Here is a 26529-nt window from a genome sequence, read left to right on the forward strand (position 1 = left end):
AAATTCTCCGGCTATATTCGTTCTATATAATCAGATCATTAGAAGAAAACTTTGAAGCGGTCGGCATCGTCCATGAACGCCTTTTCCGGGAAAGGCTGCTCGTTCGAGCCAAACGGCATCTGCGCACGGAGCTTCCACGAAGCCGGAACGTCCCAGGCCTTGGCAACTTCCTGATCAATCAGCGGATTGTAGTGCTGAAGGCTGGCGCCGATGCCCGCATTGGCAAGCGCAGTCCATACCGAATGCTGTGCCATGCCGCCCGACTGTTCAGACCATACCGGGAAGTTGTCAGCATAAAGCGGGAAGTTTTCCTGAAGGCCCTTAACGACGCTCTGATCTTCATAGAACAGAACCGTTCCTGCACCGGCAGCGAAGCTATCAATCTTGGCTTCGGTCTGAGCGAAGGCGTCGGCAGGAACGATCTGGCGAAGCGTTTCCTTCACGATGTTCCAAAGCTTGTCGCTCTCGTCACCGAACAGGATCACAGCACGCGAACTCTGCGAGTTGAAGGAGGAAGGTGTGTGTTTGACCGCCTCACGGATCAACTCTGCGGTGTCCTCTTTCGACAGCGGAAGGGACTTGCCCAGAGCATATTGCGTACGGCGCTTCTTGATGGAATTCAGCAGGGAGTTGTTCATTATTCTGTCCTGTGTTTCAGCGGTCCAACAGGCTGTCCGGCTTGGGATTCTCTAGACAACCTCATGAATGATGTTGAGGGAGATATCGTTATTTTGGCTGTCGAAGCCAGCCCGTGTTCTTGAAACACACTGTCAACGGTACGTTGTTAGCCGGGTTGCACTGTTTACTTTTTACCATCGCGCCCCTACGCCAGTGGCGCTCCGCAGAGCTTACAAGCAGCGCAAACCCCCTGCTTTATGGGGTTTACAAGAGTGGTTGATTGTTGGAATCTAACTAAAATAGTATGATTTTAGATTGTTCGGTTGACGACGCTTATTTCACGCCGTCTTCGTGAAACGTGAAGAGGTCACGATAGTTTGAAGTCGTTTATTATCATTGGAGCCGGTGCAAGCGGCATCATTCTGGCCGCACAATTGCTTCGGCGTTCACCAGATTCGGTCGTGCGAATTCTGGAGCGTTCAGGTCGACTGGGGGCGGGAATTGCCTACGCGACGGAAAACCCGAGCCATCTTCTCAATGTCCGCGCCAGCAATATGAGCGCTTTTCCCGATCAATCGGATCATTTCGTAAATTGGTTACAGTCGAGCGGCGCTGCCGCCCCGGGTCATTTGTGGGAACCGCACAGTTTTGCACCACGCAAGCTCTATCGCATCTATCTTGAGCACCTGATTGCGCCTTACCTTTCCGGCGACGATACCCGTTTGAAGGTGGAAAAAACCGGCGTTATCGACGTGACACTGATAAACGGCAGGCCAACAGTGACGACCGAGAGGGGAGACACCTTCGCCGCCGACGCGGTGATCGTCGCAACGGGCAACGAAGCTGCTATCGGAAAATCTGGCGATCACGTTACGGAATACTGGTCGAGCAACGGCTATTTCGATGTTCCGGCAAATGCTTCAGTCGCTATATTCGGGACAGGCCTGTCAATGATCGACAGTGTCTTGTCGTTGCTCGATAGCGGCCATTGTTCGCAAATCTATGCGATTTCCCGCCGTGGCCTTTTGCCCGCGTCTCATGCGCCTGCACTAAGTTTTCCAATAGAGACCGACGATTTGCCTGTTTCACTGGGCCTTTCCACGCTCATGCAGCGCGTGCGTGCAATGATAATGGAAGCGGAAAGAGCCGGTTCCGGCTGGCGGGGGGTGATGGATGGTCTGCGTCCCCACACACAGCATATCTGGGCGGGGCTACCGACCTCACAGCGTCACAGCTTCCTCCGTCATCTGCGTCCCTGGTGGGATGTGCATCGGCATCGTATGGCACCGGCTGTCGCGGAGCGCATTGAAGCTGCGGTGCACAGTGGGCAACTTAAAGTCGCGGCGGGTCATCTGGTTTCGGTGCGCGACGAGGGTGAGGTTATAGAAATCAGCTATCGACCGCGGCGCAGTGAACAGGTCGAGAAACTGCAAGTATCGACCGTTATAGATTGTCGTGGCGGCAACCCGCGTTTCTCGACAACCCGAAATACGGCACTGATCGCTCTTATGGAGCGCGGCTTGGCCCGACCCGATAAACTCGATATCGGTTTCGACGTCACGCATGATCTTCAGGTTCTCAATGCGCGAGGAGAACCATCCGCTCCGCTTTTCGCTATCGGTCCGGTTACGAAAGGAGCGTTCTGGGAGGTTACCGCCGTACCGGATATTCGAGTTCAGGCTGAGCGGTTATCGGTTGCATTGCTTGATAAATTATAGATTTTTCGGCGAGGAGAATGATATGATGATTCAAATCTATACGATAAGCCATTGAAAGCTATTGCCATAATGTTCTGTGGCCGGTCATAATAAGGACATGGGAATATATGATTCCTGTCTGCGATTTGCCGAAGCGATTCTATCGGGGCCTTGAGCTGCGCCTGCTTCGGATTAACCTCGATCTCGGCTAGGAGGCCTATGGCGCATGATGATGGACGGCAGAATGCTCTTCCTGCTTGTCCTTCTACCATTTCTTGGCAGCGCCATAACCGGATTATTCAGGGGGGCGGATCGTAGCGGTTCGGCCTGGTTTACGGGTGCGATCGCTCTCGTTGCCTTTGTGGTGACCGCGAGCCTCTATCCCATCGTATCGGACGGCAAGGTGCTTCATGGCACTGTGGAATGGCTTCCGGCCTATGGTCTCAATGTCACCTTTCGGATGGATGGCTTTGCCTGGCTCTTTGCCATGCTCATTACAGGCATCGGCCTGCTGGTTGTCATTTATGCCCGTTACTATATGTCGCCCGAAGATCCGGTCCCGAGGTTCTTCTCGTTCCTTTTGTCGTTCATGGGGTCGATGCTCGGCGTGGTTCTGTCGGGCAATCTGATATTGCTCGCCGTGTTCTGGGAGCTGACCAGTATCTTTTCGTTCCTGCTGATCGGTTATTGGTATCACAATGCCAGTGCGCGTGATGGCGCCCGTATGGCGCTGACAGTGACGGGAATTGGCGGATTCTGTTTGCTGGCAGGCGTCCTGATCCTGGGCCACATCGTCGGAAGCTACGATCTCGACAAGGTTCTCGCAGCGGGCAACGTTGTTCGCACACACCCGCTTTACAGTGTGGCGTTGATCCTCATTCTGCTTGGTGCGTTCACGAAGAGCGCGCAGTTCCCATTCCATTTCTGGCTTCCCAATGCCATGGCAGCGCCGACGCCCGTATCGGCCTATCTGCATTCGGCAACCATGGTGAAGGCGGGCGTTTTCCTGCTCGCTCGCCTATGGCCTGTTCTCGCAGGCACGGAAGAGTGGTTCTGGATCGTTGGTTCGGCAGGCCTGATTACGCTTTTGATCGCGAGTTTCTTCGCGGTTTTCCAGCAGGACCTTAAAGGCCTTCTGGCCTATTCGACCATCAGTAACCTTGGTTTGATTACCGTCCTGCTTTCTCTTGGCAGCCCGCTTGCCGCCGTTGCCGCTATCTTCCACATGGTCAACCACGCGATTTTCAAGGCATCGCTTTTCATGGCTGCCGGTATCATCGACCATGAGACAGGCACGCGCGACATGCGCAGATTGAGCGGACTTTTGCGCCCGATGCCTTACACGGCGACGCTTGCTATGGTGGCGAGTGCATCCATGGCGGGTGTGCCACTGCTCAATGGCTTCATTTCCAAGGAAATGTTCTTTGCCGAAGCGGTGGAAACACATATGGCGTCGTGGCTCGACACGATCACGCCCTATGTGGCTACGATTGCTGGCATCTTCACCGTCGCTTATTCCGTGCGCTTCATCTATTCGACGTTCTTTGGTCCTCCGCCCCATGACCTGCCGCATGAGCCTCACGAGCCGCCGCACTGGATGCGCCGTCCCATCGAGCTTCTGGTGCTGCTTTGCCTGTTGATCGGCATAATTCCGGGTCTTTCCATCGGGCCGTTCCTGCATTCGGCTGTTCTGTCGGTATTGGGCAAGGCGACGCCTGAATACAGTCTTTCGGTCTGGCATGGCTTCAACTTACCGCTGATGATGAGTATCGTCGCCATGATCGGAGGCATCCTTCTGCACTGGATGCTGAAGAACTATCTCACCACCAGTGAGGACGGTCCGCCGCTTTTCAGACATTTGCAGGGCCAGCGCATTTTCGAGCGTGTTCTGGTGACCTTGTCATGGAACTGGGCGCGTAAAGCAGAAGCCTTCCTCAGTACGCGCCGTCTGCAGCCACAGCTCCGTATCGTGGTGGCGGTCGCTGTCCTTGCTGCCGCCTGGCCGATTTTCGCGTCCGGCCTGCAGTCCGGTTCGCTCGGCGCTCAACCGGTGGACCCGATCTTTGCCGGTCTCTGGATCCTTGGTGGAGCCTGCGCCATAGGTGCGGCCTATCAGGCAAAATATCACCGGCTGGCAGCGCTGATCCTTCTCGGCGGAGCCGGTCTCATCACCTGCATCACCTTCGTCTGGCTCTCCGCGCCCGATCTTGCCGTAACCCAGTTGCTGGTCGAGATCGTCACCACCGTTTTGCTGCTTCTCGGCCTTCGTTGGCTGCCGAAGCGCTGGGAGGATTCTGATCCGGTCCCGGTGCAAATTGGCGCGCGCATCCGTCGTTATCGCGACCTGTTGCTTGCAATCGGCAGCGGAGCAGGAGTAGCCCTAATTTCCTATGCGGTGATGACGCGAATATCGCCCAGCAGCATCGGCGACTATTTCCTAGAAAACGCCTATTCAGGCGGCGGCGGCAAGAATGTCGTGAACGTCATTCTGGTCGACTTCCGTGCTTTCGATACTTTTGGCGAAATCGCCGTTCTCGGTATTGTAGGACTTACAGTCTTTGCGCTCCTGCGTCGTTTCCGACCGGCGCCCGACACAACCGGATCGACTGCCCAACAGAAGATTCAGGATGCTTATGACGAGGCGGCCCCCGATCGCAAGGCAGGCGAAACGCTTGCCGATTATCTGGCAGTGCCCTCCGTCATCATGCAGTGGCTCTTCCCCGTCATTATTGTACTGGCGGTACATCTCTTCCTGCGCGGTCATGATCTACCGGGTGGCGGTTTTGCCGCCGGTATCACGCTCGCAATTGCATTTTTGCTGCAATATCTGGCCTCAGGCGCGCGCGTGGTTGAAGACCGTTTGCGCATTCTGCCCTTGCGCTGGATAGGGTTGGGTTTGCTGATCTCTGCGGCGACGGGCGCGGGTTCTTGGTTCTTCGGTTATCCGTTCCTCACCACTTTTTTCCAGTATACGGAAATACCGCATATCGGAAAAATGCCGACAGCCAGTGCCCTGCTGTTCGATCTTGGCGTCTTCAGCCTCGTGGTTGGCGCAACCGTCCTTGTTTTGATCGCTCTTGCGCACCAATCCCTCCGTAAACATCGGGTCGAAAAGCTCGCTGCAACGAAGGAGGAGAGCTGATGGAACTCGTTCTTGCTCTGGCAATCGGCGTGTTGATGGCATCCGGTGTGTGGCTCATCCTACGCCCGCGTACATTTCAGGTAGCGATCGGCCTGTCGTTGATTTCCTACGCCGTCAATCTCTTCATCTTCTCGATGGGACGCCTGCGCACGAATGCTGCGCCGGTGCTGGATAGCGGTGTCGACGTTCAGGCTGCACAATATACCGATCCGGTGCCACAAGCGCTCGTTCTGACCGCCATCGTTATCGGTTTCGCAATGACCGCACTTTTCCTTGTCGTGCTGCTCGCCTCGCGCGGGTTGACGCGTACGGACCACGTGGACGGCAAGGAGAACTGATGTTGGACTGGAAAACGCACCTCATCGTTGCTCCGATCGTTCTGCCACTTGTCACCGCAGCCGTCCTGCTGCTGTTCGACGAGCGCAAGCGCAAGCTCAAGATGGCCATCAATTCCATCTCTACCTTGGGCTTGATCGCGATTGCGATTACGCTTGCTGGCATGGCGAGCGACAAGGCGCCCGACGCTCTGGTTTACCTCATCGGCAACTGGCCCGCACCGTTCGGCATCGTGCTGGTTCTGGATCGTCTCGCGGCTCTTATGCTTATACTGGCCAGTTTGCTCGGTATGGCTTCTCTCAGTTTCGCGCTCGCGCATTGGTATAAGGCCAGCCCGCATTTCCATACGATTTTCCAGCTTTTGCTTATGGGGCTGAACGGCGCATTTCTGACTGGCGACCTGTTCAACCTCTTTGTGTTTTTTGAAGTCATGCTGGCTGCATCCTATGGCCTGGCGCTGCATGGCTCAGGTCCGGCGCGCGTAAAGGCCGGCATGCACTATATTGCCGTCAATCTCGTCGCTTCATCGCTGTTCCTGATCGGGGTCAGCCTGATCTATGGCGTGACCGGCACACTGAATATGGCCGATCTTGCGCAGAGAATTCCGCAGGTCGCTCTCGAAGATCGTATGCTACTTGAAGCGGGTGCCGCGGTTCTGGGCGTTGCATTCCTCGTCAAGGCAGGCATGTGGCCGCTCAATTTCTGGCTTGCGCCGACCTATACTGCGGCGGCCGCGCCTGTGGCCGCCGTCTTCGCCATCATGAGCAAGGTGGGAATCTATGTGCTTCTGCGGCTCTCGCCATTGATGTTCGGCATCGGTGCAGGTTCCTCCTATGGCTTCGGTAATGACTGGCTCTATTTCGGCGGAATGGTCACGCTTGCCTTTGGCCTTATCGGGGTCGTCGCGTCGCAGGCAATGGGACGTCTTGCCAGCTATAGTATCCTCGTGTCTTCCGGCACGTTGCTGGCTGCGATTGGCAGCGGCAATACGGCCATGACCGGCGCCGCACTGTTCTATATGGTCAGTTCCACCCTCACTATTGCAGCGTTTTTCCTGCTGATCGAACTAATCGAACGCGGACAGGATGCAGCTGCAAACGTTCTTGCCGTCACCATGGAAGCCTATGGCGACGAAGAGGAGGAAGAAGAAGAAGACGAGGTTGGGGCCGTACTGCCTGCAACCCTCGCGGTCCTCGGAACGTTCTTCGGAATCTGTGCGATATTGCTGATCGGCTTGCCCCCATTCTCCGGTTTCATCGCCAAGTTCCTGATCCTGGCAGCCGTTTTCAACGGTGATGGCCCGACCCCGCAACTCGCAACGCCTGTCAGCGCGTCAAGCTGGGCTTTGATCGCGCTCCTTTTGCTATCCGGTCTTTCAGCATTGATTGCGATGACACGTACCGGTATTCGCACGTTCTGGGCGTCGCTCGAAGGCAATGTGCCGCGTGTTCTGGTGCGGGAAGTGGTGCCGATTGCAGGACTTCTGGCAATCTGTCTGGTGCTGACTATCGCAGCCGGTCCGGCCATGCGCTATATGGATGAAACGGCCCGTTCGCTGCACAATCCAGCATCCTATATCAGCAGTGTCCTCAACGCGCCCCGCGCTGGCGCGCAAGCGGAGGAGGCGCAGTGAAGAGAGTCCTGCCTTACCCGCTTCTGTTCGCCTCGCTGCTCCTGTTCTGGTTGCTTTTGAACGGATTCACACGAGCACAGCTCCTGCTTGGTGCGATCATTGCGCTCGTGGCGTGTCTGGTCATGACAGCCCTGCAACCGCAGAAGAACCATATTCGTTCGATCCCGACGATGTTCGGGCTGTTCGGCACCATGAGCTATGACATCCTGCAATCCAACATCGCAGTGGCAGGTATCATATTGTCACGCAAGCGCAAGCGGCGTCCGGGCTTTGTGGTTATCCAGCTTGATCTGGAAAATCGAACAGCGCTTGCCGTCCTCGCCTGCATAATCACTGCGACGCCGGGCACGGCCTGGGTGGATTACAATGCTGCGCGACGCGAACTCACCATTCACGTGCTTGATCTGGAAGACGCGCAAGCGTGGCGGGACACGATCAAGGGAAGATATGAGCAGCGGCTCATCAAGATATTTGGAGCGGCAGATGCCGTGGAAGAGGAGAAATCCGCATGAGCGCAGTTATCATCTTCTGGTCTCTGCTCGCCGCTCAGCTGATGCTTCTCGGTGCGATGACTTGCGCGGTCTACAGGCTTCTGGTGGGACCGCGCGCGCAGGATCGCATTCTTGCGACTGACGCGCTTTACCTCAATGCGCTGCTTCTCCTGATCACGTTTGGCATACGCACGGGCAGTATCATCTATTTCGAGGCGGCGCTGATTATCGCTCTTCTTGGTTTCGTCGCAACCGTGGCACTGTCGAAATTCCTCATGCGCGGGGAGGTGATCGAATGATAAATGCAGGGGAACTCCCTCTATGGGCAGCTATTGTCATCGCTTTTTTTCTGGTCGCCGGTGCCTTCCTCACGTTGGTTGGATGCATAGGGCTTGTCCGTTTCAAAAGCTTTTATGAGCGCGTTCATGCCCCTACACTTGGCTCATCCTTCGGAGCCGGTGGCATCCTGATCGCGTCGATTATATTTTTCTCCATCTTGCAATCGAAGCCGATTCTGCATGAAGTGCTAATTGCCGTTTTTGTGGTTGTCACAACGCCGGTAACACTCATGCTGCTCAGCCGCGCCGTGATCCATCGCGACAGAACGCAGGACAGCAGGGAGCTGCCTTCATCTTCCGACCCGTGATAGGTCTGTAGGTAGTATGCTTTAGGGTGCGGAGAGGGCGGAAAGCCAGCATTTCCGCCGCACCAAATGGGGAACTTCGCTGTTTCATCATGGAGGCAGCGTCTGTCGCTTCCGGGCTGACCGGAGACCTGTTTTGGAGTTCGCTCCAAGACCGGCTATCCTGAGAACCGGAAACACTATCCGCCATTTGCCGAATCCTTGGGCTGACTGCCAACGACTGCGGAGCGGAAGCAGTGGCTTATCGTTGTTTTGGACATTTGGAGGAGTGTTCCGAAGCTGCGGCCAATTGTCCAATCGGGCCTTTGCCCGAGACAAGTGAATTGAAGGATCAGGCCAATTGAATTATCTGAATTTCAGTAATTTCTGAAAATTCAGAACTTACGGGAGAGAGAGTTTTGGAATTGTCGCCAATCGTTCAGTCGTTCGTGCTCCACTTCGGAGAAATGGGCAGCCGTTGGGGCATCAACCGCACCGTGGGGCAGATATATGCGCTGCTATATATATCGCCTGAGCCTCTTTGCGCTGACCAGATCGTCGATGCGCTCGGTGTATCGCGTTCAAATGTATCCATGGGCATTCGCGAGTTACAGGGCTGGAACCTGGTGCTCTTGAAACACATTCCCGGTGATCGTCGCGATTTCTTCACGACACCCGACGACGTGTGGCAGATTCTGCGTACGCTCGCCGAAGAGCGAAAGAAGCGCGAGATCGATCCGACACTGACCGTTTTGCGTGAAATCCTTATGGAGCAGCCGAAAAGTGACAGTGATCGTTATGCGCAGGAACGCATGACGGACATGTACGGCCTGATCGAAAGGCTGACCAACTGGTATGATGACGTCAAACGGCTCGACACCGACCGTTTGACCAGTCTTCTGGCGCTTGGCGCCAAAGTGACCCGCTTCCTTGAAACCACAGACAGAATTGTGGCGCTTGGGCGTGGGCGAACATCGGCCAAGAAGGAGCCTAGGCGAGAGTGACATCCGTTGTCCCCCAAACGGAAACAATGACGGCACAGAACGGAGAAGCGGCGGGCGAACAAAAAGGTTCGCGCCGCTCGCAGCGTCGTCCTGTTCCATCCTTGCTGAAGCGGGGGGCATATCTTCAGGCGTTGGCCGCACTTTTGTGGCTGCCGCAAGCGGGCATTCTCGCTTATGCCATCGGGCGACTGGCCGATACTGGTTTCGATAATTCCATCTATTATAGCGCTGTAAGCATCTTCGCGCTCGGCTGCTTGCGCAGTATTCTCGACAGTGCAGGTGCGGCAAACGCTTTCGATGCTGCCCGACAGGAACTTTCCCGTTTGCGAGCCGATGCTGTGTCAGCGCTTGCGCGGCGCTCACCGCTCGACATTACACGCCCGTCATCTGGCGAGGCGGCGAGCATTCTGGCCGAACAGGCGGAAATGGTCGTTGCCTATCTCTCGCGCTTCGTGCCCGTCCGCATTCGTGTCATGCTGGTTCCGTTAGCGATACTGATGGTCGTGCTCTGGTACTCTTGGGCCGCAGCGCTTGTCCTGATGGTGGCCGCACCGCTGATACCGATTTTCATGGCGTTGATCGGCTGGCGTGCCAAGGCCGCCAGTGAAAAACAACTCACTGCTCTTGGCGGCATGAATGGCTTTCTTCTCGACCGCCTGCGTGGACTTGCAACCATTAGAACATTCCATGCCGTGGACTCTACGGCGAACCGCTTGCGGGAAAATGCCGAGACCTTGCGCTCGAAGACTATGTCGGTCCTGCGCATAGCATTTCTCTCATCTGCCGTGCTTGAACTGTTTGCTGCCATCGGCGTCGCAATGGTTGCGGTCTATATTGGTTTTCATCTGCTGGGTCAGCTCAACTTCGGAGCGTGGGGCCACAAGCTGACCTTGGCGGAAGGACTGTTTGTCCTGCTTCTGTCTCCCGCTTTCTTTGAACCGTTGCGCGACCTTTCAGCCGTCTGGCACGACCGGGCGGCCGGCGAAGCCTCGATTGATGCGCTTGAAAAGCTCGCGAAACATTCGAGGTCGGTGGTCGGGAAGAGTGGAGGCCAAACAGTAGCTGTCGGCGCACCCGCAGTTACTCTACACAATATCGACTTCAGTTATGGGGCCGAAGCCAAGGTGCTCCACGAATTCAGCCTTGATGTTGCGGCCGGTGAACATGTGGCGTTGTTAGCGCCGAGTGGCTACGGAAAATCGACCATTCTGGCGCTTATTGCCGGACTGATCGCGCTGCAGGGGGGGCGGATAAAAATCGGCGATGTCGAACTCACTGACGAAACAGCAACCGCGCTTCGCGCGAGGATGAGCTGGATCGGCCAGAAGCCGCATATCTTTGCCGGTTCAGCCCGCCACAACATCACGCTGGGTCGAAAAGCCGAAATCGAAACCACGAAAGCCATCATCAACGACATGGCGCTTGGGCATGTTCTGGGCGTCACCGGCAATAGCCTGATAGGCGAAAACGGTGCCGGAATCTCGGGCGGGGAAGCCCTGCGACTTGCGCTTTCCCGGGCGGTAGTCGATCAGGCGGCAGACGTTATTCTGGCCGACGAACCCACGGCTCATCTGGATCAGGAAACGGCCAGATTCATTGCAGACAGCCTTCTCAAACTCGCAAAAGGCAAGACGCTGCTCGTCGCAACCCACGACGAAACCCTTGCAGGCAGAATGGATCGTATCATCCGTCTGGACGGCAGCGTGAGTACAGATCCGGACTGGCAGAGGAGGGCAGCGGAATGAACGGTTTCCGGTCGTTGCAGCCTATCTTGCGGCTTTTCTTCCAGACCAAGGGGGCTGCACTTCTTGCCGGCATCGCGACAGCGACAGCGACGGTCCTTGCCGGCATCGCTCTCCTCGGACTGTCGGGCTGGTTTATAACCGCAACGGCGATTGCGGGCTTGACCATCGCAACCGCGGTTGTGTTCGACGTGTTCGCACCTGCTGCCGGTATTCGTCTGCTGGCTATCCTGCGCACGGGCTCCCGCTATCTCGAGCGGCTTGTCACCCATGATGCAACGCTCGCGATCCTTGCTGCACTACGCGAAAAATTGTTCCGTAGCTGCGCACGTCCGACTGCGGCGAACGCCCTTCTGAAACGCCCTGCGCGTCTTCTGTTCCGCCTGACCGCTGACATTGATGCGCTCGATTCTCTTTATTTGCGTGTGTTGGTACCCGTCGGGGCAGCGCTTGCCACCGCACTTGTGGCCGGTATAGCGCTTGGCTTAATGAGCCTACTTTTCGGGCTGGGTGCAGCGTTTGTTTTGCTGGTCGCCGGCCTTTGTCTTCCGCTTTTTGCGGCTCGCCGGTCCGAAAAATCGATGCGCCGGCGTGCAAAAGGCACGGAGTCACTGCGCGCTCGCACTGTCGATCTGGTTGCCGGGCAGACTGAACTTCTAATGGCTGGACGTCTGGAAGACCAGAAGCTGGCCCTGGCCCGGGCAGATAGCTATGTTGCCGCTGCGGATCGCAAGCTTAATCGGATTGAGATTCTCACCGGCGCCGGTTTCGGCATCGTTCACGCTGGCTTGCTTGCAGGCGGCCTCGTCGTGGTTGGATCGTTGATGCAGTCAGGAACTATCGGTGCACCCGTCGCAGCGCTTGGAATGCTTATCCTGCTCGGCGCGATGGAGCCTTTTTCAGCCTTGCGGCGTGGCGCGATGGAACTCGGGCGCACGATACTCGCTGCAAAGCGGGTTGCTCCTCAGTTGCATGACAATGCCGAACTGGTTACGCCCGAGACGCCAGAGAATGGAGCCGCTGTACACCTGAAAGACGTGTCTGTACGTCACGACAGCGCCGACGGTTATGCTTTGAATAAGCTCGATCTCGATATTGTAGCAGGTGAAAAGGTTGCCATCGTCGGTACAAGCGGCGCAGGCAAGACAACCCTGTTCAATCTCCTTGCCGGAGAAATTCCGGCTGATCGGGGTCGTGTCGCAGTGTTGCCAGCCCGTCTTCTTACGCAGCGCACAGAGCTATTCCAGGATACCCTTCGCGGCAATCTCCTGCTGGCACGCGCCGATGCGAGCGATGCCGAACTGATAGATGCATTGCAAGCCGCAGGTCTTGGCGCGTTTATTGCTGAACTGCCTGCAGGGTTGGACGCAATGCTGGGCGAGGGCGGACTGGGACTTTCGGGCGGTCAGGCACGTCGTTTGGCGCTTGCGCGTCTTTTCCTGACCGATGTTCCGCTCTGGTTGCTGGATGAGCCAACCGAAGGCCTGGATGCTGCGACCGCACAGGATGTTCTGGACCGTCTGGAGATCAAGACGGGTTCACGCACCTTGCTGATCGCCACGCATATCCGTCGTGAGGCGCAAATTTGTGAACGGATCATTGTTTTAAATCAAGGCGCTCTAGTTGAGTCTGTAGGTAAGACTTCGCCGCGTTTTGGCGAAATCCTCAAGACGATGAGGTGAGTCGCGTGGGCATGGAGAATAATTTGAAGTCCGTGTCCATTTCTGGACGTATATTTGAAATTGAAGCGGATTGCCGGTTTTAAGAAGCCGCCGCGTTCAAAAGGGGGCCGCGCTGGCAGCGCTGCTCATAACACCAGGAGGGCCGGATTGCCGGCTTAAAGAGATGGAACTCGATATTGTCTCCCTGTCGCGGTTGCAGTTTGCAATCACGGCACTTTATCACTTCCTCTTCGTACCTCTGACCTTGGGTCTTTCCGTGCTGCTTGCCATCATGGAAACCGTTTACGTAATGACGGGGCGACTCATCTGGCGGCAGATGACGAAATTTTGGGGTACGCTTTTTGGCATCAACTTTGTCATGGGCGTCGCAACGGGGATCGTGATGGAATTCCAGTTCGGTATGAACTGGAGCTATTACAGTCATTATGTCGGTGACATATTCGGCGCACCGCTTGCCATCGAGGGACTGATGGCGTTCTTCCTTGAAGCGACCTTCGTGGGGCTGTTCTTTTTTGGCTGGGACCGCTTGTCCAAAGTTGGGCACCTCATGGCGACCTATGCTGTTGCGGCTGGATCGAACTTCTCGGCATTGTGGATTCTGATCGCCAATGGCTGGATGCAGAATCCGGTCGGATCGGCGTTCAATCCTGAAACCATGCGCATGGAAATTACCGATTTCTTCGCGGTTCTGATGAACCCGGTCGCGCAGGCCAAGTTCGTTCATACGGTTTCGGCCGGTTATGTCACGGCGTCTATTTTTGTTCTTGGTGTTTCAGCCTGGTATCTGCTGAAGGGTCGGTCGGTAGAGCTTGCCAAACGTTCCATGACGATTGCTGCATCCTTTGGTCTGGCCGCCTCGCTGTCCGTCGTCGTTCTAGGTGACGAAAGCGGCTATCTGGCCAATGAACACCAGAAGATGAAGATTGCGGCCATTGAAGCCATGTGGGAAACCGAACCGGCTCCGGCCTCGTTCACCGCCTTCGGCTTTCCAGACCAGGCGGCACGTGAAACTCACTTCGCAGTGCATATCCCTTGGGTCATGGGCCTGATTGGCACGCGGTCTCTCACGACACCCATTGAGGGGATCAATGATCTTGTCCAGAACGCCGAAACCCATATCCGCAACGGTATCCTCGCCTATGACGCCTTGCAGAAAATTCGCGCGGCTGGCGATACGAACGCCGTTCCGCAGGAAGTCAAGGACGTCTTTGCGGATAACAGCCAATGGATGGGCTACGCGCTTCTGCTGAAGCGTTATGTGGACGATCCACGCAATGCCACTGACGCGCAGATCACACAGGCCGCTAACGACACTGTTCCCGGCGTCTTGCCTCTGTTCTGGGCCTTCCGCATCATGGTCGGTATCGGTTTCTTCCTGATCCTTCTGACGGGCACATTCTTCGTGCTGTCGGCGCGTCGAAAACTCGACCGTTATCCGTTTCTGTTGCGGATTGCAGTGTTTGCGATACCGCTGCCATGGATCGCGGCTGAAATGGGCTGGATCGTTGCAGAGTTCGGTCGCCAGCCATGGGTGATCGAAGGCATATTGCCGACCGCAGTCGGAGTCTCCAATCTCGGAGCGTCCACAGTGCTGCTGACCATACTTGGTTTCGTGGCGATTTATACGGTTCTCTTCATCATCGAGATGGGCCTGATGATACGTGCCATCAAGGCTGGACCTGAACCCGACAGCAAGCCGGAAGCAATTCTCGCCCCGGCCAGCATTGCACCTGCGGAGTAAGGATCATGATACTCAGCGAATTGTTGGACTATGAAACCCTGCGCCTTATCTGGTGGGTGCTGCTCGGTGTGTTGCTGATCGGCTTTGCTGCGATGGACGGGTTCGACCTCGGTGTCGACATACTTATGCCTGTCATCGGCAAGACAGATGTCGAACGGCGCATCATCATCAACACGATCGGCCCGGTCTGGGAAGGCAATCAGGTGTGGCTGATCCTCGGGGGCGGAGCGATTTTCGCCGCCTGGCCGCCGCTCTATGCAGTGTCCTTCTCAGGCTTCTATCTGGCGATGTTTATCATCCTGTTCGCGCTCATCCTGCGCCCGGTCGGGTTCAAATATCGCTCCAAGCGGGACAGTGACGTATGGAGGAAAAGCTGGGACTGGGCGCTGTTCATCGGCGGTTTCGTTCCGGCCCTCATTTTCGGCGTTGCAGTCGGTAACGTCTTGCAAGGTGTTCCGTTCCGCCTCGCGGATGATCTTCAGATTTTCTATGAAGGCTCGTTCTTCGGTTTGCTCAATCCGTTTGCGCTGCTTTGCGGTGTGCTTTCGGTGACTATGCTCAGCATGCACGGCGCTTCGTGGCTTGTGTTGAAAACGACCGGCGCTGTCCAGGCGCGTGCGCGGTCCTATGGCAGCATTGCGGCTCTTCTGACTGTGGTGCTCTATGTGTTGGCTGGCGTCGTCAGCTGGTTCTGGGTTTCGGGCTATCGGATCACGAGCGCCATCGTGACTGATGGGCCGTCCAATCCGCTGCGCAAGACTGTCGAACTGGATCACGGTGCATGGTTCACCAACTATGCAAACTATCCGATCCTGCTGATCGCTCCGGCGCTTGGCATTTTGGGAGCGCTTGCGGTCTTCATAGCATTGCGTAGCCGTCGTGAACTGGCCCCGCTGCTGTTCGGAAAACTGTCGATCTTCGGCATCATTTCCTCGGTCGGCGTGTCGATGTTCCCGTTCATACTGCCATCGTCGCTCGATCCGCGTTCAAGCCTGACGGTTTGGGATTCGTCCTCCAGTCATACGACGCTGTTCATCATGCTGGTTGTGACGCTTATCTTCTTGCCGATTATCTTGGCCTACACATCCTGGGTCTACAAGGTTCTGTGGGGCAAGGTCGACAAGGACATGATCGAAGACGAAAGCAATCACGCTTATTAGAGCACTGTGCGATCTGATTGCATCAGATCGGCGCTCTGTAAGTTACATTTTAACGCGCATCTTATCCGAGAACTGGTTCACACTTTTCGGGATGCGCTTGTACCAACCGAGAAGGAAAGCGATATGTGGTATTTTTCCTGGTTGTTGGGGCTTCCGCTTGCTGCGGCTTTCGCTGTGCTCAACGCCATGTGGTATGAGCTGATGGACGACCGGGCGCGCAAGCGCTTGTCAGCAGATCCGACTGCGGATCTGGCTCGTGAAGGCAAAAAACATCATTGATCGATACACAGAAAACGGCCCGGAAACGGGCCGTTTTTTTCAGAGCAATTCTTTCAAGGCTGCGGTATTGTCAGCTCGGCCACAAAATCATAGGCATCACCGCGATAGAGCGACTTTGTAAACTCTACAACCCGGCCAGAAGGCAAATAGGACAGTCGCTCAATGGACAGGCCTGCATCGCCTTCCTTGACGCCCAAAATACGTGCGTCAGGGTCCTTGATATTGCAGGCGGCTATACGCTGCACGGCGCGAACGGGGCGAAATCCGGTGCGGCCCAGCTCAGCATAGAGGGACCCTTTCACCGCATCGGGATCGGGAAGGATTTCGCTTGAAATACTTGCCCGTTCGATCGCCAGTGGCATGTCACTGGCGATGCGCAGTCGACCAAGGCGCGCAACACGGGTTTCCGAGGAAACACCCAGTTTCATCATCTCTTCAGGTGACGGGTAGCAGAGGCCACGTTCCAGCCACCGGGATTGCGTGGTGATGCCCCGACGCGCCATATCCTCGGTGAACGAGGTCAGCATGGATAGCGACTGCTCCACGCGCTCGCTCGGGCGTACGACGAACGTTCCCGAGCCATGACGGCGCACGAGAAGTCCGGCCTTGACAAGGTCGTCCACTGCCTTGCGTACCGTCACACGGCTGATATTGGCATATTCCGCAATATCGCGCTCCGGCGGCAGGGCTTCGCCATCGACCAGTTGTCCGGCGCGGATCGCCGCCTCCAGCGACTGACGTAGCCGCATATAGAGCGGCCCACCGGAGGAAAGCGCGGACCCCTGAAGATTCTTGGACAGGAAAGCGCTAAAATTTCCACTCATTCGCGCGCCTTTCCTTTTTGTGGCCCATATCGTTTCAGAGCAAGCTGCAAGGCGCCGGCCAGAGCATCTGCGGCAGGCTTGACCAAAAGCTTCTGCTGATGTGGCGGCAGCCATTCTACATAAAGCGACGCCATGCCACCGAGCAGACTGATGCGTTCGGCCCCCTGTTTAATCAGTACATCAAGCGTTTCGCTGACATAGGCCGCCGAGCGTTCCAATAGCATCCTTGCTGTTTCGTCGCCCTCGCTTGCGTACTGGAAAATACGCGGAGCATATTTGCCGAAGTCACCGGGCTTCGCAGTCCATGCGAACTCGACCAGATTATCCGGATTGTTGTCGAACTCGTTCAAAAGGTCTGTCGTCAGGCGTGTGCGCGGATGAATGCCGTCATGTACGAGCAGACTTTCCTGCAACAGGCTTTGGCCGAGCCGAGCGCCGCTGCCGAGATCACTCAACGGAAAACCCCATCCACCGATCGAATGGATGCGACCATTTCGGCGCGTGATATAAGCGGTGCCCGTGCCGAGAATAGCGACGATGCCGTCCTGATCGCCGAGCGCGCCCTGTAGGGCGATCACACCATCGAATTCCACATTGGAGTGCGCGAAGGGCAGGCCGCGTTCTATCGGAGTGCCTGCGCCCTGGACATTGCCGCCTGCCAGACCAAGAACCGCATGGCTGGTAGTATAATGCGCCTTGTCTATTCCTGCATCGTCAAAAGCGTTGTCGATCGCCGCGATCACATTGATCAACGCCGTTTGCGGATCGGTGACGATATTGGCAGAGCCGCTGCGCCCTGAACCAAGAATCGCACCATCGCTACCCGCGACCAACGCGCGGCATCCCGTGCCTCCACCATCAACGCCTATGAAGAACTCAGTCATGAAAATACCTCCAACTTGAAGATACCAAAAAAATACCATTAACCAAGCAGATTTGTCGGCCTGTGTGAAATTTGAATAATTCCTTGATAAAATTTAAGAAAAATTGGCTACATCAATTTTTCTGCATCAAAGTTGTAAACTTCTCTGGACAATTGGTACGTTTTTGGCATTAATTTCAGCAGAAGGGGAGCGCAATGCCGCTGAGGGCGAGGGCCACGCGGATTTGGGATGGAGATCACTGGCGGGGTCCGGTACTTTTCCCCAACGCGAGGAGCGATCGTGCTGAAACGGTCTGGCGTACTTTCGCCTCTGTTGCGCATCCGCGCTCTAAAAACGGGAGAAGGTCAAATGGTTCGTAATACGTTGAAACTTATGCTGCTGGGTTCCACGCTTCTGGCGTCAGGGTCGGCTGCGCTCGCCGAAGACGTCACGCTGACGGTCGAAAGCTGGCGTAACGACGATCTGCAAATCTGGCAGGAAAAGATCATTCCGGCTTTTGAAGCCAAGAATCCTGGCATCAAGATCAATTTCGCGCCGAGCGCGCCGACCGAGTACAATGCGGCCCTTAATGCCAAGCTCGACGCTGGTTCGGGTGGCGATCTGATTTCCTGCCGTCCGTTCGATACCTCGCTCGAGCTTTTCAACAAGGGCAAGCTCTCCGATCTTACGGATCTCGAAGGCATGAAGAACTTCTCCGACGTCGCCAAGTCCGCATGGACGACCGACGACGGCTCGAAGACTTTCTGCGTGCCTATGGCTTCAGTTATTCACGGCTTCATCTACAATCAGGAAGCCTTCGACAAGCTCGGTCTCAAAGTGCCGGCCACGGAAGCCGAGTTCTTCGACGTTCTTGAGAAGATCAAGGCTGATGGCAACTACATTCCAATGGCTATGGGCACAAAGGATATGTGGGAAGCCGCAACCATGGGCTACCAGAATATCGGCCCAACCTACTGGAAGGGTGAAGAGGGGCGCAAGGCTCTGATTGCCGGCACCGAAAAGCTTACCGATCCGCAGTGGGTTGAGCCATTCAAGGTTCTCGCCAAGTGGAAAGACTATCTGGGCGACGGTTTTGAAGCGCAGACCTACCCGGACAGCCAGAACCTGTTCACGCTCGGACGTGCCGCTATCTATCCTGCTGGATCGTGGGAAATCGGCCTGTTTAACACGCAGGCTCAGTTCAAGATGGGCGCGTTCCCGCCACCGGTGAAGAATGCTGGCGACACGTGCTATATCTCAGACCACAACGATATCGGCCTCGGCCTCAACGCTGCAAGCAAGCACGCCGAACAGGCAAAAGTGTTCCTGAATTGGGTTGCTTCGCCGGAATTTGCGGAAATCTACGCCAATGCGCTGCCGGGCTTCTTCAGTCTGAACTCAACAGCCGTGAAGATGAGCGATCCGCTGGCGCAGGAATTCGTTTCCTGGCGCGAAAAGTGCAAGCCGACTATTCGCTCGACCTATCAGATTCTATCGCGTGGCACACCGAACCTCGAAAATGAAACCTGGGTTCAGTCGGCCAACGTCATCAATGGCACCGTAACGCCGGAAGACGCTGCGAAGAAGCTGCAGGAAGGTTTGGATAGCTGGTACAAGCCAGCCAAGTAAAAAGCGGTACGATATGGGCGGCGACCGCGGGGGCGCGCCGCCCATATCTTTTCATCTGACGCATCGGCACGAAGTTTTGTTATCGGTGCATTTCGTGTCAGGTTAAAAATGAAGTCAGCGGGCACGGACGGGAGATGTGCTTCTCTGGTTTGTGCGCATTCTCGAAATCGAGAACGCTGACCATTGGTTTACGCATTTCCAATCGTCCAGTTCACGCGTCTGCTGGAAATGCTTTTGAAGAGCGAACGCCTATATGAGCCAATCTGCCGACATGACAGGTATCGTACACAAGCGCCCAAGGCGTTGGCATATACTTGTTTTTCTTCTGCCATGTGTCCTGATCTATACAGCCGTGATGGTGCTGCCGCTGATCGAGACTTTGCGGCAAGCATTCTTCAATGTCGTCGACGGACAGCGCACTTTTGTGGGGTTTGCTAATTTTCAGGTACTTTTCGGTGACCCGAACTGGTCGCGTGATCTCTGGAATGCCTTGAAAAATAACGCCATATTTTTCTGCATTCATATGCTTGTTCAAAACCCGATCGGCATTCTGCTGGCAGCTATGCTGTCCCTGCCGAAACTGCGTTTTGCTGCCTTCTATCGCACGGCGATTTTCCTTCCAACGCTGCTTTCCTTCGTGATCGTCGGCTTTATCTGGAAGTTGATCCTGTCGCCTATCTGGGGTGTCGCTCCATGGATGATGGATATTGTCGGTCTGAAATGGTTGTTCGGTCCTTGGCTTGGCAAGGCAGATAAGGCTCTTGTCACCGTATCGCTGGTTTCGGTCTGGCAGTTCGTTGGCATCCCGATGATGCTGATCTATGCAGCCCTTCTGAACATTCCCGATGAAATTATTGAAGCCGCCGAATGCGACGGCATTACGGGCTGGAGCCAGTTCTTCAAGATCAAGCTGCCGTTAATTCTGCCATCCATCGGTCTGATCTCGGTTATGACATTTGTCGCCAATTTCAATGCGTTCGACCTCGTCTATTCGATGCAGGGCGCGCTTGCCGGGCCGGACAAGTCGACCGATATTCTGGGCACGTTCCTTTATCGTACCTTCTTCGGCTTCCAGCTACAGCTTGGCAATCCGTCCATGGGCGCAACAATTGCCGCCGTGATGTTCCTCATCATTCTGGCCGGTGTATCGCTGTACCTGTTCGGAATCCAGCGCCGCATGCGCCGCTATCAGTTCTGAGGACGAGACCATGTTGAAAGCACGCACATCGCCCATTCGCACCACACTCGTCCATGCGGCCCTGATCTTCTACATGCTGATCGCCGTGTTCCCGGTGGCGCTGACGCTGATCAACTCGTTCAAGGACCGCAACGCGATCTTCCGCACGCCCTTGCAATTTCCGACACCGGAAAGCTTTAGCCTCATCGGTTACGAAACGGTTCTGAAGCAGGGTTCTTTCCTGACCTACTTCCAGAACAGCACCATCGTGACGGTGGTGAGTATTTTCCTCGTGATCCTGTTCGGCGCGATGGCAGCCTTTGCGCTTGCCGAATACCGTTTCAAGGGCAACACCCTGATGGGCCTGTACCTCGCCATCGGCATCATGATCCCGATCCGGCTGGGAACTGTAGCATTGCTTCAGGGTATGGTGGCTGCCGGTCTGGTCAATACGTTGACGGCGCTGATCCTCGTCTATACCGCGCAGGGCCTGCCGCTCGCGATTTTCATCCTGTCCGAGTTCATGCGAACCGTGTCAGATGATTTGAAAAATGCCGGGCGAATAGACGGCATGTCAGAATATGCGATCTTCTTCAAGCTGGTGCTGCCGCTGATCCGGCCCGCCATGGCTACGGTCGCCGTCTTTACCATGATCCCGATCTGGAACGACCTCTGGTTCCCGCTGATCCTTGCGCCAAGTGAAGCCACCAAGACCGTGACGCTCGGTTCGCAGCTTTTCATTGGTCAGTTCGTCACCAACTGGAATGCCGTTCTGTCAGCCCTTTCGCTGGCGATGTTCCCGATCCTTGTTCTTTACGTCATCTTCTCGCGGCAGTTGATCCGCGGCATCACCGCGGGGGCTGTAAAATGAGTTCTTCAATGCAAAATCCTGTCCGTGTTCTTTCCGCCGGTCTCGGTAATATGGGCCGCAGCCATGCGCTAGCCTATCACCGCAATCCCGGCTTCGAGGTTGTCGGCCTCGTCAATCGCACCAAGGTTGTGGTGCCAGATGAACTGGCGGGTTACGAAATCCATCCTTCCTTCCATGAAGCATTGAAGGAGTTGAAGCCCGATCTTGCCTGCGTCGCCACTTATTCTGAAAGCCATGCGGAATATGCTATCGCGGCGCTGGAGCAGGGCGCACATGTGTTCGTAGAAAAGCCGTTGGCAACCACAGTTGAGGATGCGCGCCGGGTCATCGACTGCGCGCGGGCCAACGGGCGCAAGCTCGTCATCGGCTATATTCTGCGTCATCATCCTTCGTGGATGCGGCTTATCTCAGAGGCGCGTCAGCTTGGCGGGCCTTATGTATTCCGCATGAATCTCAATCAGCAGTCCAGCGGCGCAACCTGGGAAACGCACAAGAACCTGATGAACACCACATCGCCCATAGTCGATTGTGGCGTGCATTATGTGGACGTCATGTGCCAGATCACTGACGCCAATCCGGTGGAAGTGCGCGGCATGGGACTGCGTCTCTCCGACGAAATCAAACCAGATATGTATAATTACGGTCATCTTCAGGTGTTGTTCGATGACGGCACAGTCGGGTGGTATGAAGCAGGATGGGGGCCGATGATGTCGGAAACGGCTTTCTTCGTAAAGGATGTCATCTCACCAAATGGGTGTGTCTCGATCGTCATGAACGAGGCCGCGACCAAATCCGACGATGTGGACGCGCATACCAAGACATCGACTATCCGTGTTCACCGGGCCGAGCGTGGGGCAGACGGCAAGTTCCTGAAACCGGATACGGATCTCTCCATGGCCGACGAGCCAGGACATCAGGAATTGTGCGAACGCGAGCAGGCCTACATGCTGAAGGCCATTCGCGACGATATTGATCTCAACCGGCATATGGATGACGCACTGCAATCACTGCGCATCTGCCTCGCGGCAGATGAAAGCGTGCGCTCTGGCCAGCCTGTCAAACTGTAAGCCGTTAGGATTTAGAGCGGTTCCGGTTAAAACGGAATCGCGGAACCGCTCTATCTCTTTGTTCTAACACATTATCTTACGCAAAACCGCTTCGCACTTTTGCTGGAAATGCTCTAAAGGAATTTGTTACGTGGGATCGCTGCTGCTCAAATCGGTACACAAGCGCTACGGTGCACAGGAAGTTCTGAAAGACATCAATCTGGAGGTTCAGGACGGTGAGTTCGTCATTTTCGTTGGACCGTCCGGCTGCGGGAAGTCAACGCTGCTGCGCTCCATCGCGGGACTGGAGGACGTCTCCTCCGGTCAGGTCCTCATCAACGGAGATGACGTAACCGTCACTCCGCCGTCAAAGCGCGGTATCGCCATGGTTTTCCAATCCTATGCGCTGTATCCGCACCTCACGGTCAAGGACAATATGGGGCTTGGTCTCAAACAGGCAGGCACGCCCAAGGCCGAAATTGAAGAGCGGGTTTCCAAGGCTTCAACAATGCTGTCGCTCGAGCCTTATCTTGGTCGCCGTCCGGCTGAAATGTCCGGTGGCCAGCGCCAGCGTGTCGCCATCGGCCGCGCATTGGTGCGCGAACCCGAGCTTTTCCTGTTTGATGAACCGCTGTCGAACCTTGATGCAGCGCTTCGCGTTCAGACACGGCTTGAAATCGCCAAACTGCATCGTGAGCTCAAGGCGACTATGATCTACGTCACGCATGATCAGGTTGAGGCCATGACGCTTGCTGACCGCATCGTTGTTCTCAATGCCGGTCGCATTGAGCAGATCGGCTCGCCGATGGACCTCTATAACAAGCCCGACAATCTCTTCGTCGCCGGTTTTATCGGTTCGCCGCAGATGAATTTTGTTGATGGCGCCCGTATTGGAGACGCTGGAGCGAAGACCGTCGGCATCCGCCCCGAGCACATTTCTGTCAGCCGCGAGAGCGGCAAATGGAAAGGCAAGGTCATCCATGCCGAACATCTCGGCGCCGATACGATCCTTTATGTCGAAACCGAAGCTGCAGGTCTGATTACGGTGCGGCTCTTCGGCGAACACCACCACACTGAAGACGATATGATCCTTATCACACCAGATGAGAGCAAGCTCCATAGGTTCGATACGAATGGCAAAGCGATCCGCTGAACCGGCCATTTCGTAGCTTCCTGTCAAGCCGTACCCTCTTGGGTGCGGCTTTTCTTTTTGAGAATCGCATCGCCTATGGCTCCAACTCATGTTGGCGCACATGGACAAAACGCCTCATGTTAAACTTGTACGAAACAAAGCCGCGCTCGAAGAAGTCAGAACCGTACCATTGGGTACTGACTTATTGGTCAATCGAAAGTAATATTATTGCGGTATATGACGGCAAAACATTCCACTTAAAAGCCTATTTAAATCACGGGAATAAGCATGTTTCGCGCGGTGCATCTCGGGTTGTTTCAATGCTGCAGCGAACCGGTTTGGCAGAAAGGTGCCGGAGTAGTCGAAAAATAATCTTGCTTTATTTTTGAACCCGTACCACCCTGAAAGCGAATGGTGCTGCAGGAGGAAATCGGCGCCATGTCGCTTGGGAGGAACAAGGTCGGCAGGTGTGACCAACAGCGCCGCGCTAGGTTTCCGAAACGCACGGAACCAATCCATTATTCTCCCGTTCGACATTCTGTAATTTCCCGAGGCCCGTTGTGAGGCCAGTTTCGAGGATTACCCGCATGAGCGATGATGTCGTCCTGTCCCTGCATGTTCCCGAGCCTGAGTGGCGGCCCGGTGATGCACCGGATTTCTCCCATGTCAAAATTCCACGCGCGGGAAGCGTTCGAAGACCGGAAATCGATGAAAAGCCCGAAGTGATGCGCGATCTGGCTTTCAGCATCATTCGCGTTCTGAATCGCGAAGGCGAAGCGGTCGGTCCCTGGGCAGGCACCTTGAGCGATGATGAGCTGAAAGATGGACTTCGCCATATGATGATCCTGCGCGCCTACGATGCGCGCATGATGATGGCTCAGCGTCAGGGCAAGACTTCGTTCTATATGCAGCATCTGGGCGAAGAAGCGGTGAGCTGCGCGTTCCGAAAGGCTCTACGCAAGGGCGACATGAATTTCCCGACCTATCGTCAGGCCGGCCTGCTCATTGCAGATGATTATCCTCTCGTCACGATGATGAACCAGATTTTCTCCAACGAGCACGACCCGTTGAAAGGCCGCCAGCTTCCGGTGATGTACTCCTCGAAGGATCACGGCTTCTTCACCATTTCCGGTAATCTCGCGACGCAATATACGCAGGCTGTCGGCTGGGCTATGGCCTCTGCCATCAGCCACGACACGAAGATCGCTGCCGCATGGATCGGCGATGGTTCGACCGCCGAAAGCGATTTCCATGCAGCATTGGTCTTTGCTTCCACCTACAAGGCGCCGGTGGTGATGAATATCGTCAACAACCAGTGGGCCATTTCCACTTTCCAGGGCATTGCACGCGGCGGCTCCGGCACTTTCGCAGCGCGTGGCCACGGTTTCGGCATTCCGGCGTTGCGCGTTGACGGCAACGATTATCTGGCCGTTCATGCAGTTGCCAAATGGGCTGTGGAACGCGCCCGGCGCAATCTCGGCCCGACCATCGTGGAATATGTGACCTATCGTGCCGGCGGACATTCGACATCGGACGATCCGTCCGCCTATCGTCCTAAAGCCGAGAGCGATGCATGGCCGCTTGGCGACCCGATCCTGCGGCTGAAGAACCATCTTATCAAGCGCGGCGTCTGGTCGGATGAGCGTCATAAGCAGGCCGAAGCCGAGGTGATGGATCTCGTTGTTGCTGCACAGCGCGAAGCGGAAGCCATTGGTACGCTGCATGATGGTCGTAAGCCGTCAATGCGCGACATGTTTGAGGATGTCTATGCTGAAACACCACCGCATCTTATCCGCCAGCGTCAGGAAGCGGGGTTCTGATCTATGACGAAAATGACCATGATTGAGGCGATTCAGAACGCTCATGACATCGCCATGGAACGCGACAAAAATGTTGTCGTGTTTGGTGAGGATGTTGGGTATTTCGGCGGCGTTTTCCGCTGCACGGCTGGCTTGCAGAAGAAATACGGCAAGGAACGCTGCTTCGATGCACCAATCAGCGAACTCGGTATTGTTGGCACAGCGATCGGGATGGCCGCTTATGGTCTTCGCCCCTGCATCGAAGTGCAGTTTGCCGATTATGTTTATCCGGCCTATGACCAGATCGTTTCAGAGGCCGCGCGCCTTCGCTATCGTTCGGCGGGCGAGTTTACCTGTCCCATCGTCATCCGTATGCCTTCCGGTGGCGGCATTTATGGCGGCCAGACGCACAGCCAGAGCCCGGAAGCACTTTTTACGCATGTATCAGGACTGAAGACAGTCATGCCATCCACGCCAGCCGATGCCAAGGGGCTGTTGCTGGCTGCCATCGAGGACCCGGACCCTGTCATCATGTTCGAGCCGAAGCGCCTTTATAATGGGCCTTTTGACGGTCATCACGACCGTCCGGTGACATCCTGGAAGAAGCATGATCTGGGCGATGTGCCAGAAGGCTATTATACCGTGCCGCTTGGCAAGGCTGCCATTCGCAGAGAGGGCAGTGATGTGACTGTGCTCGCCTATGGCACCATGGTCCATGTGGCGCTTGCCGCCGCCGAGGAAACCGGCATTGATGCTGAGGTGATAGATCTTCGCACGCTGCTCCCACTCGATACGGATACCATTATGGCGTCAGTCAGGAAGACCGGGCGTTGTGTTGTCGTGCACGAGGCGACGCTGACCTGCGGTTATGGCGCAGAGCTTGCCGCGCTCGTCCAGCGTGACTGCTTCTATCATCTTGAAGCGCCCATCCTCCGCGTGACCGGTTGGGATACACCTTATCCGCATGCGCAGGAATGGGCTTATTTTCCCGGTCCTGATCGGGTGGGTCGCGCGCTTACATCCATCATGGAAGCTTAGGGG

At 55.8% G+C, this 26529-nt stretch carries 23 protein-coding genes; 20 read left to right on the forward strand and 3 right to left on the reverse strand.

The genetic code is table 11. From position 1 onward, the window contains the following. Window positions 1-38 precede the first annotated feature (38 nt). Entirely contained in the window at window positions 39-638 is a 600-nt protein-coding gene (locus FJQ48_RS05720) for a nitroreductase family protein (protein WP_139974237.1), read from the reverse strand. Between the two features lie 357 nt (window positions 639-995). Here FJQ48_RS05720 and FJQ48_RS05725 point away from each other — a divergent pair, with 357 nt between their 5' ends. From FJQ48_RS05725 to cydX, 13 genes are all read left to right on the forward strand, one after another. Then, a complete protein-coding gene (locus FJQ48_RS05725) occupies window positions 996-2336 on the forward strand; it encodes an FAD/NAD(P)-binding protein (RefSeq protein ID WP_139974238.1) in 1341 nt (446 codons plus the stop codon). 205 nt (window positions 2337-2541) lie between these two features. Next, window positions 2542-5457 carry a monovalent cation/H+ antiporter subunit A gene (locus FJQ48_RS05730; protein ID WP_139974239.1) on the forward strand — a complete coding sequence of 972 codons (2916 nt, stop codon included), beginning with the start codon at window positions 2542-2544 and terminating at the stop codon, window positions 5455-5457. Then, window positions 5457-5795: a Na+/H+ antiporter subunit C gene (locus tag FJQ48_RS05735; RefSeq protein ID WP_010658730.1), complete on the forward strand. Its 339-nt coding sequence runs from the start codon at window positions 5457-5459 to the stop codon at window positions 5793-5795. The genes FJQ48_RS05730 and FJQ48_RS05735 overlap by 1 nt, the downstream gene beginning before the upstream one ends. Before the next feature lie 2 nt (window positions 5796-5797). Continuing rightward, window positions 5798-7426 (forward strand): monovalent cation/H+ antiporter subunit D, encoded by a 1629-nt coding sequence (locus FJQ48_RS05740; RefSeq protein WP_139974610.1) that lies wholly within the window; start codon window positions 5798-5800, stop codon window positions 7424-7426. Beyond that, window positions 7423-7938 (forward strand): Na+/H+ antiporter subunit E, encoded by a 516-nt coding sequence (locus tag FJQ48_RS05745; protein ID WP_139974240.1) that lies wholly within the window; start codon window positions 7423-7425, stop codon window positions 7936-7938. Before FJQ48_RS05740 ends, FJQ48_RS05745 begins: the two co-directional genes overlap by 4 nt. After that, entirely contained in the window at window positions 7935-8216 is a 282-nt protein-coding gene (locus FJQ48_RS05750) for a K+/H+ antiporter subunit F (RefSeq protein WP_139974241.1), read from the forward strand. Before FJQ48_RS05745 ends, FJQ48_RS05750 begins: the two co-directional genes overlap by 4 nt. Further along, window positions 8213-8563, forward strand: coding sequence for a monovalent cation/H(+) antiporter subunit G (gene mnhG / locus FJQ48_RS05755; RefSeq protein ID WP_139974242.1), 351 nt, complete (start codon window positions 8213-8215; stop codon window positions 8561-8563). The genes FJQ48_RS05750 and mnhG overlap by 4 nt, the downstream gene beginning before the upstream one ends. A gap of 395 nt (window positions 8564-8958) precedes the next feature. Further along, complete coding sequence (locus FJQ48_RS05760) at window positions 8959-9543, forward strand: GbsR/MarR family transcriptional regulator (RefSeq protein ID WP_180350135.1); 585 nt, start codon at window positions 8959-8961, stop codon at window positions 9541-9543. Beyond that, window positions 9540-11288, forward strand: a complete 1749-nt coding sequence (gene cydD / locus FJQ48_RS05765; protein ID WP_139974243.1) for a thiol reductant ABC exporter subunit CydD — start codon at window positions 9540-9542, stop codon at window positions 11286-11288. Before FJQ48_RS05760 ends, cydD begins: the two co-directional genes overlap by 4 nt. Next, window positions 11285-12967, forward strand: coding sequence for a thiol reductant ABC exporter subunit CydC (gene cydC / locus FJQ48_RS05770; protein WP_139974244.1), 1683 nt, complete (start codon window positions 11285-11287; stop codon window positions 12965-12967). The genes cydD and cydC overlap by 4 nt, the downstream gene beginning before the upstream one ends. A 163-nt stretch (window positions 12968-13130) precedes the next feature. Next, window positions 13131-14708: a cytochrome ubiquinol oxidase subunit I gene (locus tag FJQ48_RS05775; protein ID WP_139974245.1), complete on the forward strand. Its 1578-nt coding sequence runs from the start codon at window positions 13131-13133 to the stop codon at window positions 14706-14708. Between the two features lie 5 nt (window positions 14709-14713). After that, entirely contained in the window at window positions 14714-15868 is a 1155-nt protein-coding gene (gene cydB / locus FJQ48_RS05780; protein WP_139974246.1) for a cytochrome d ubiquinol oxidase subunit II, read from the forward strand. A 123-nt stretch (window positions 15869-15991) separates the two neighbouring features. After that, window positions 15992-16147, forward strand: a complete 156-nt coding sequence (cydX, locus tag FJQ48_RS05785; protein ID WP_104754527.1) for a cytochrome bd-I oxidase subunit CydX — start codon at window positions 15992-15994, stop codon at window positions 16145-16147. Window positions 16148-16200: 53 nt separating this feature from the next. On the opposite strand, the gene FJQ48_RS05790 is transcribed toward cydX, so the two are convergent. After that, window positions 16201-16971: a GntR family transcriptional regulator gene (locus FJQ48_RS05790; protein WP_139974247.1), complete on the reverse strand. Its 771-nt coding sequence runs from the start codon at window positions 16969-16971 to the stop codon at window positions 16201-16203. Further along, window positions 16968-17855 (reverse strand): N-acetylglucosamine kinase, encoded by an 888-nt coding sequence (locus FJQ48_RS05795; RefSeq protein WP_139974248.1) that lies wholly within the window; start codon window positions 17853-17855, stop codon window positions 16968-16970. Before FJQ48_RS05795 ends, FJQ48_RS05790 begins: the two co-directional genes overlap by 4 nt. Window positions 17856-18203: 348 nt before the next feature. Here FJQ48_RS05795 and FJQ48_RS05800 point away from each other — a divergent pair, with 348 nt between their 5' ends. The 7 genes from FJQ48_RS05800 (at window position 18204) to FJQ48_RS05830 (ending at window position 26526) form a co-directional block, all read left to right on the forward strand. Beyond that, window positions 18204-19463, forward strand: coding sequence for an ABC transporter substrate-binding protein (locus FJQ48_RS05800; RefSeq protein ID WP_139974249.1), 1260 nt, complete (start codon window positions 18204-18206; stop codon window positions 19461-19463). Window positions 19464-19716: 253 nt separating this feature from the next. Then, window positions 19717-20661, forward strand: coding sequence for a sugar ABC transporter permease (locus FJQ48_RS05805; RefSeq protein WP_139974250.1), 945 nt, complete (start codon window positions 19717-19719; stop codon window positions 20659-20661). Window positions 20662-20671: 10 nt separating this feature from the next. Beyond that, entirely contained in the window at window positions 20672-21511 is an 840-nt protein-coding gene (locus FJQ48_RS05810) for a carbohydrate ABC transporter permease (RefSeq protein WP_139974251.1), read from the forward strand. Then, window positions 21508-22578 (forward strand): Gfo/Idh/MocA family oxidoreductase, encoded by a 1071-nt coding sequence (locus FJQ48_RS05815; protein ID WP_139974252.1) that lies wholly within the window; start codon window positions 21508-21510, stop codon window positions 22576-22578. The genes FJQ48_RS05810 and FJQ48_RS05815 overlap by 4 nt, the downstream gene beginning before the upstream one ends. 130 nt (window positions 22579-22708) lie before the next feature. Beyond that, a complete protein-coding gene (locus FJQ48_RS05820) occupies window positions 22709-23710 on the forward strand; it encodes an ABC transporter ATP-binding protein (protein ID WP_139974253.1) in 1002 nt (333 codons plus the stop codon). Between the two features lie 566 nt (window positions 23711-24276). Beyond that, entirely contained in the window at window positions 24277-25509 is a 1233-nt protein-coding gene (locus FJQ48_RS05825; RefSeq protein ID WP_139974254.1) for a 3-methyl-2-oxobutanoate dehydrogenase (2-methylpropanoyl-transferring) subunit alpha, read from the forward strand. Between the two features lie 3 nt (window positions 25510-25512). Further along, window positions 25513-26526, forward strand: coding sequence for an alpha-ketoacid dehydrogenase subunit beta (locus FJQ48_RS05830; protein WP_139974255.1), 1014 nt, complete (start codon window positions 25513-25515; stop codon window positions 26524-26526). Window positions 26527-26529: the final 3 nt, after the last annotated feature.

This window comes from Ochrobactrum sp. CGA5 (genome assembly GCF_006345815.1).
Classification (GTDB): Bacteria; Pseudomonadota; Alphaproteobacteria; order Rhizobiales; family Rhizobiaceae; genus Brucella.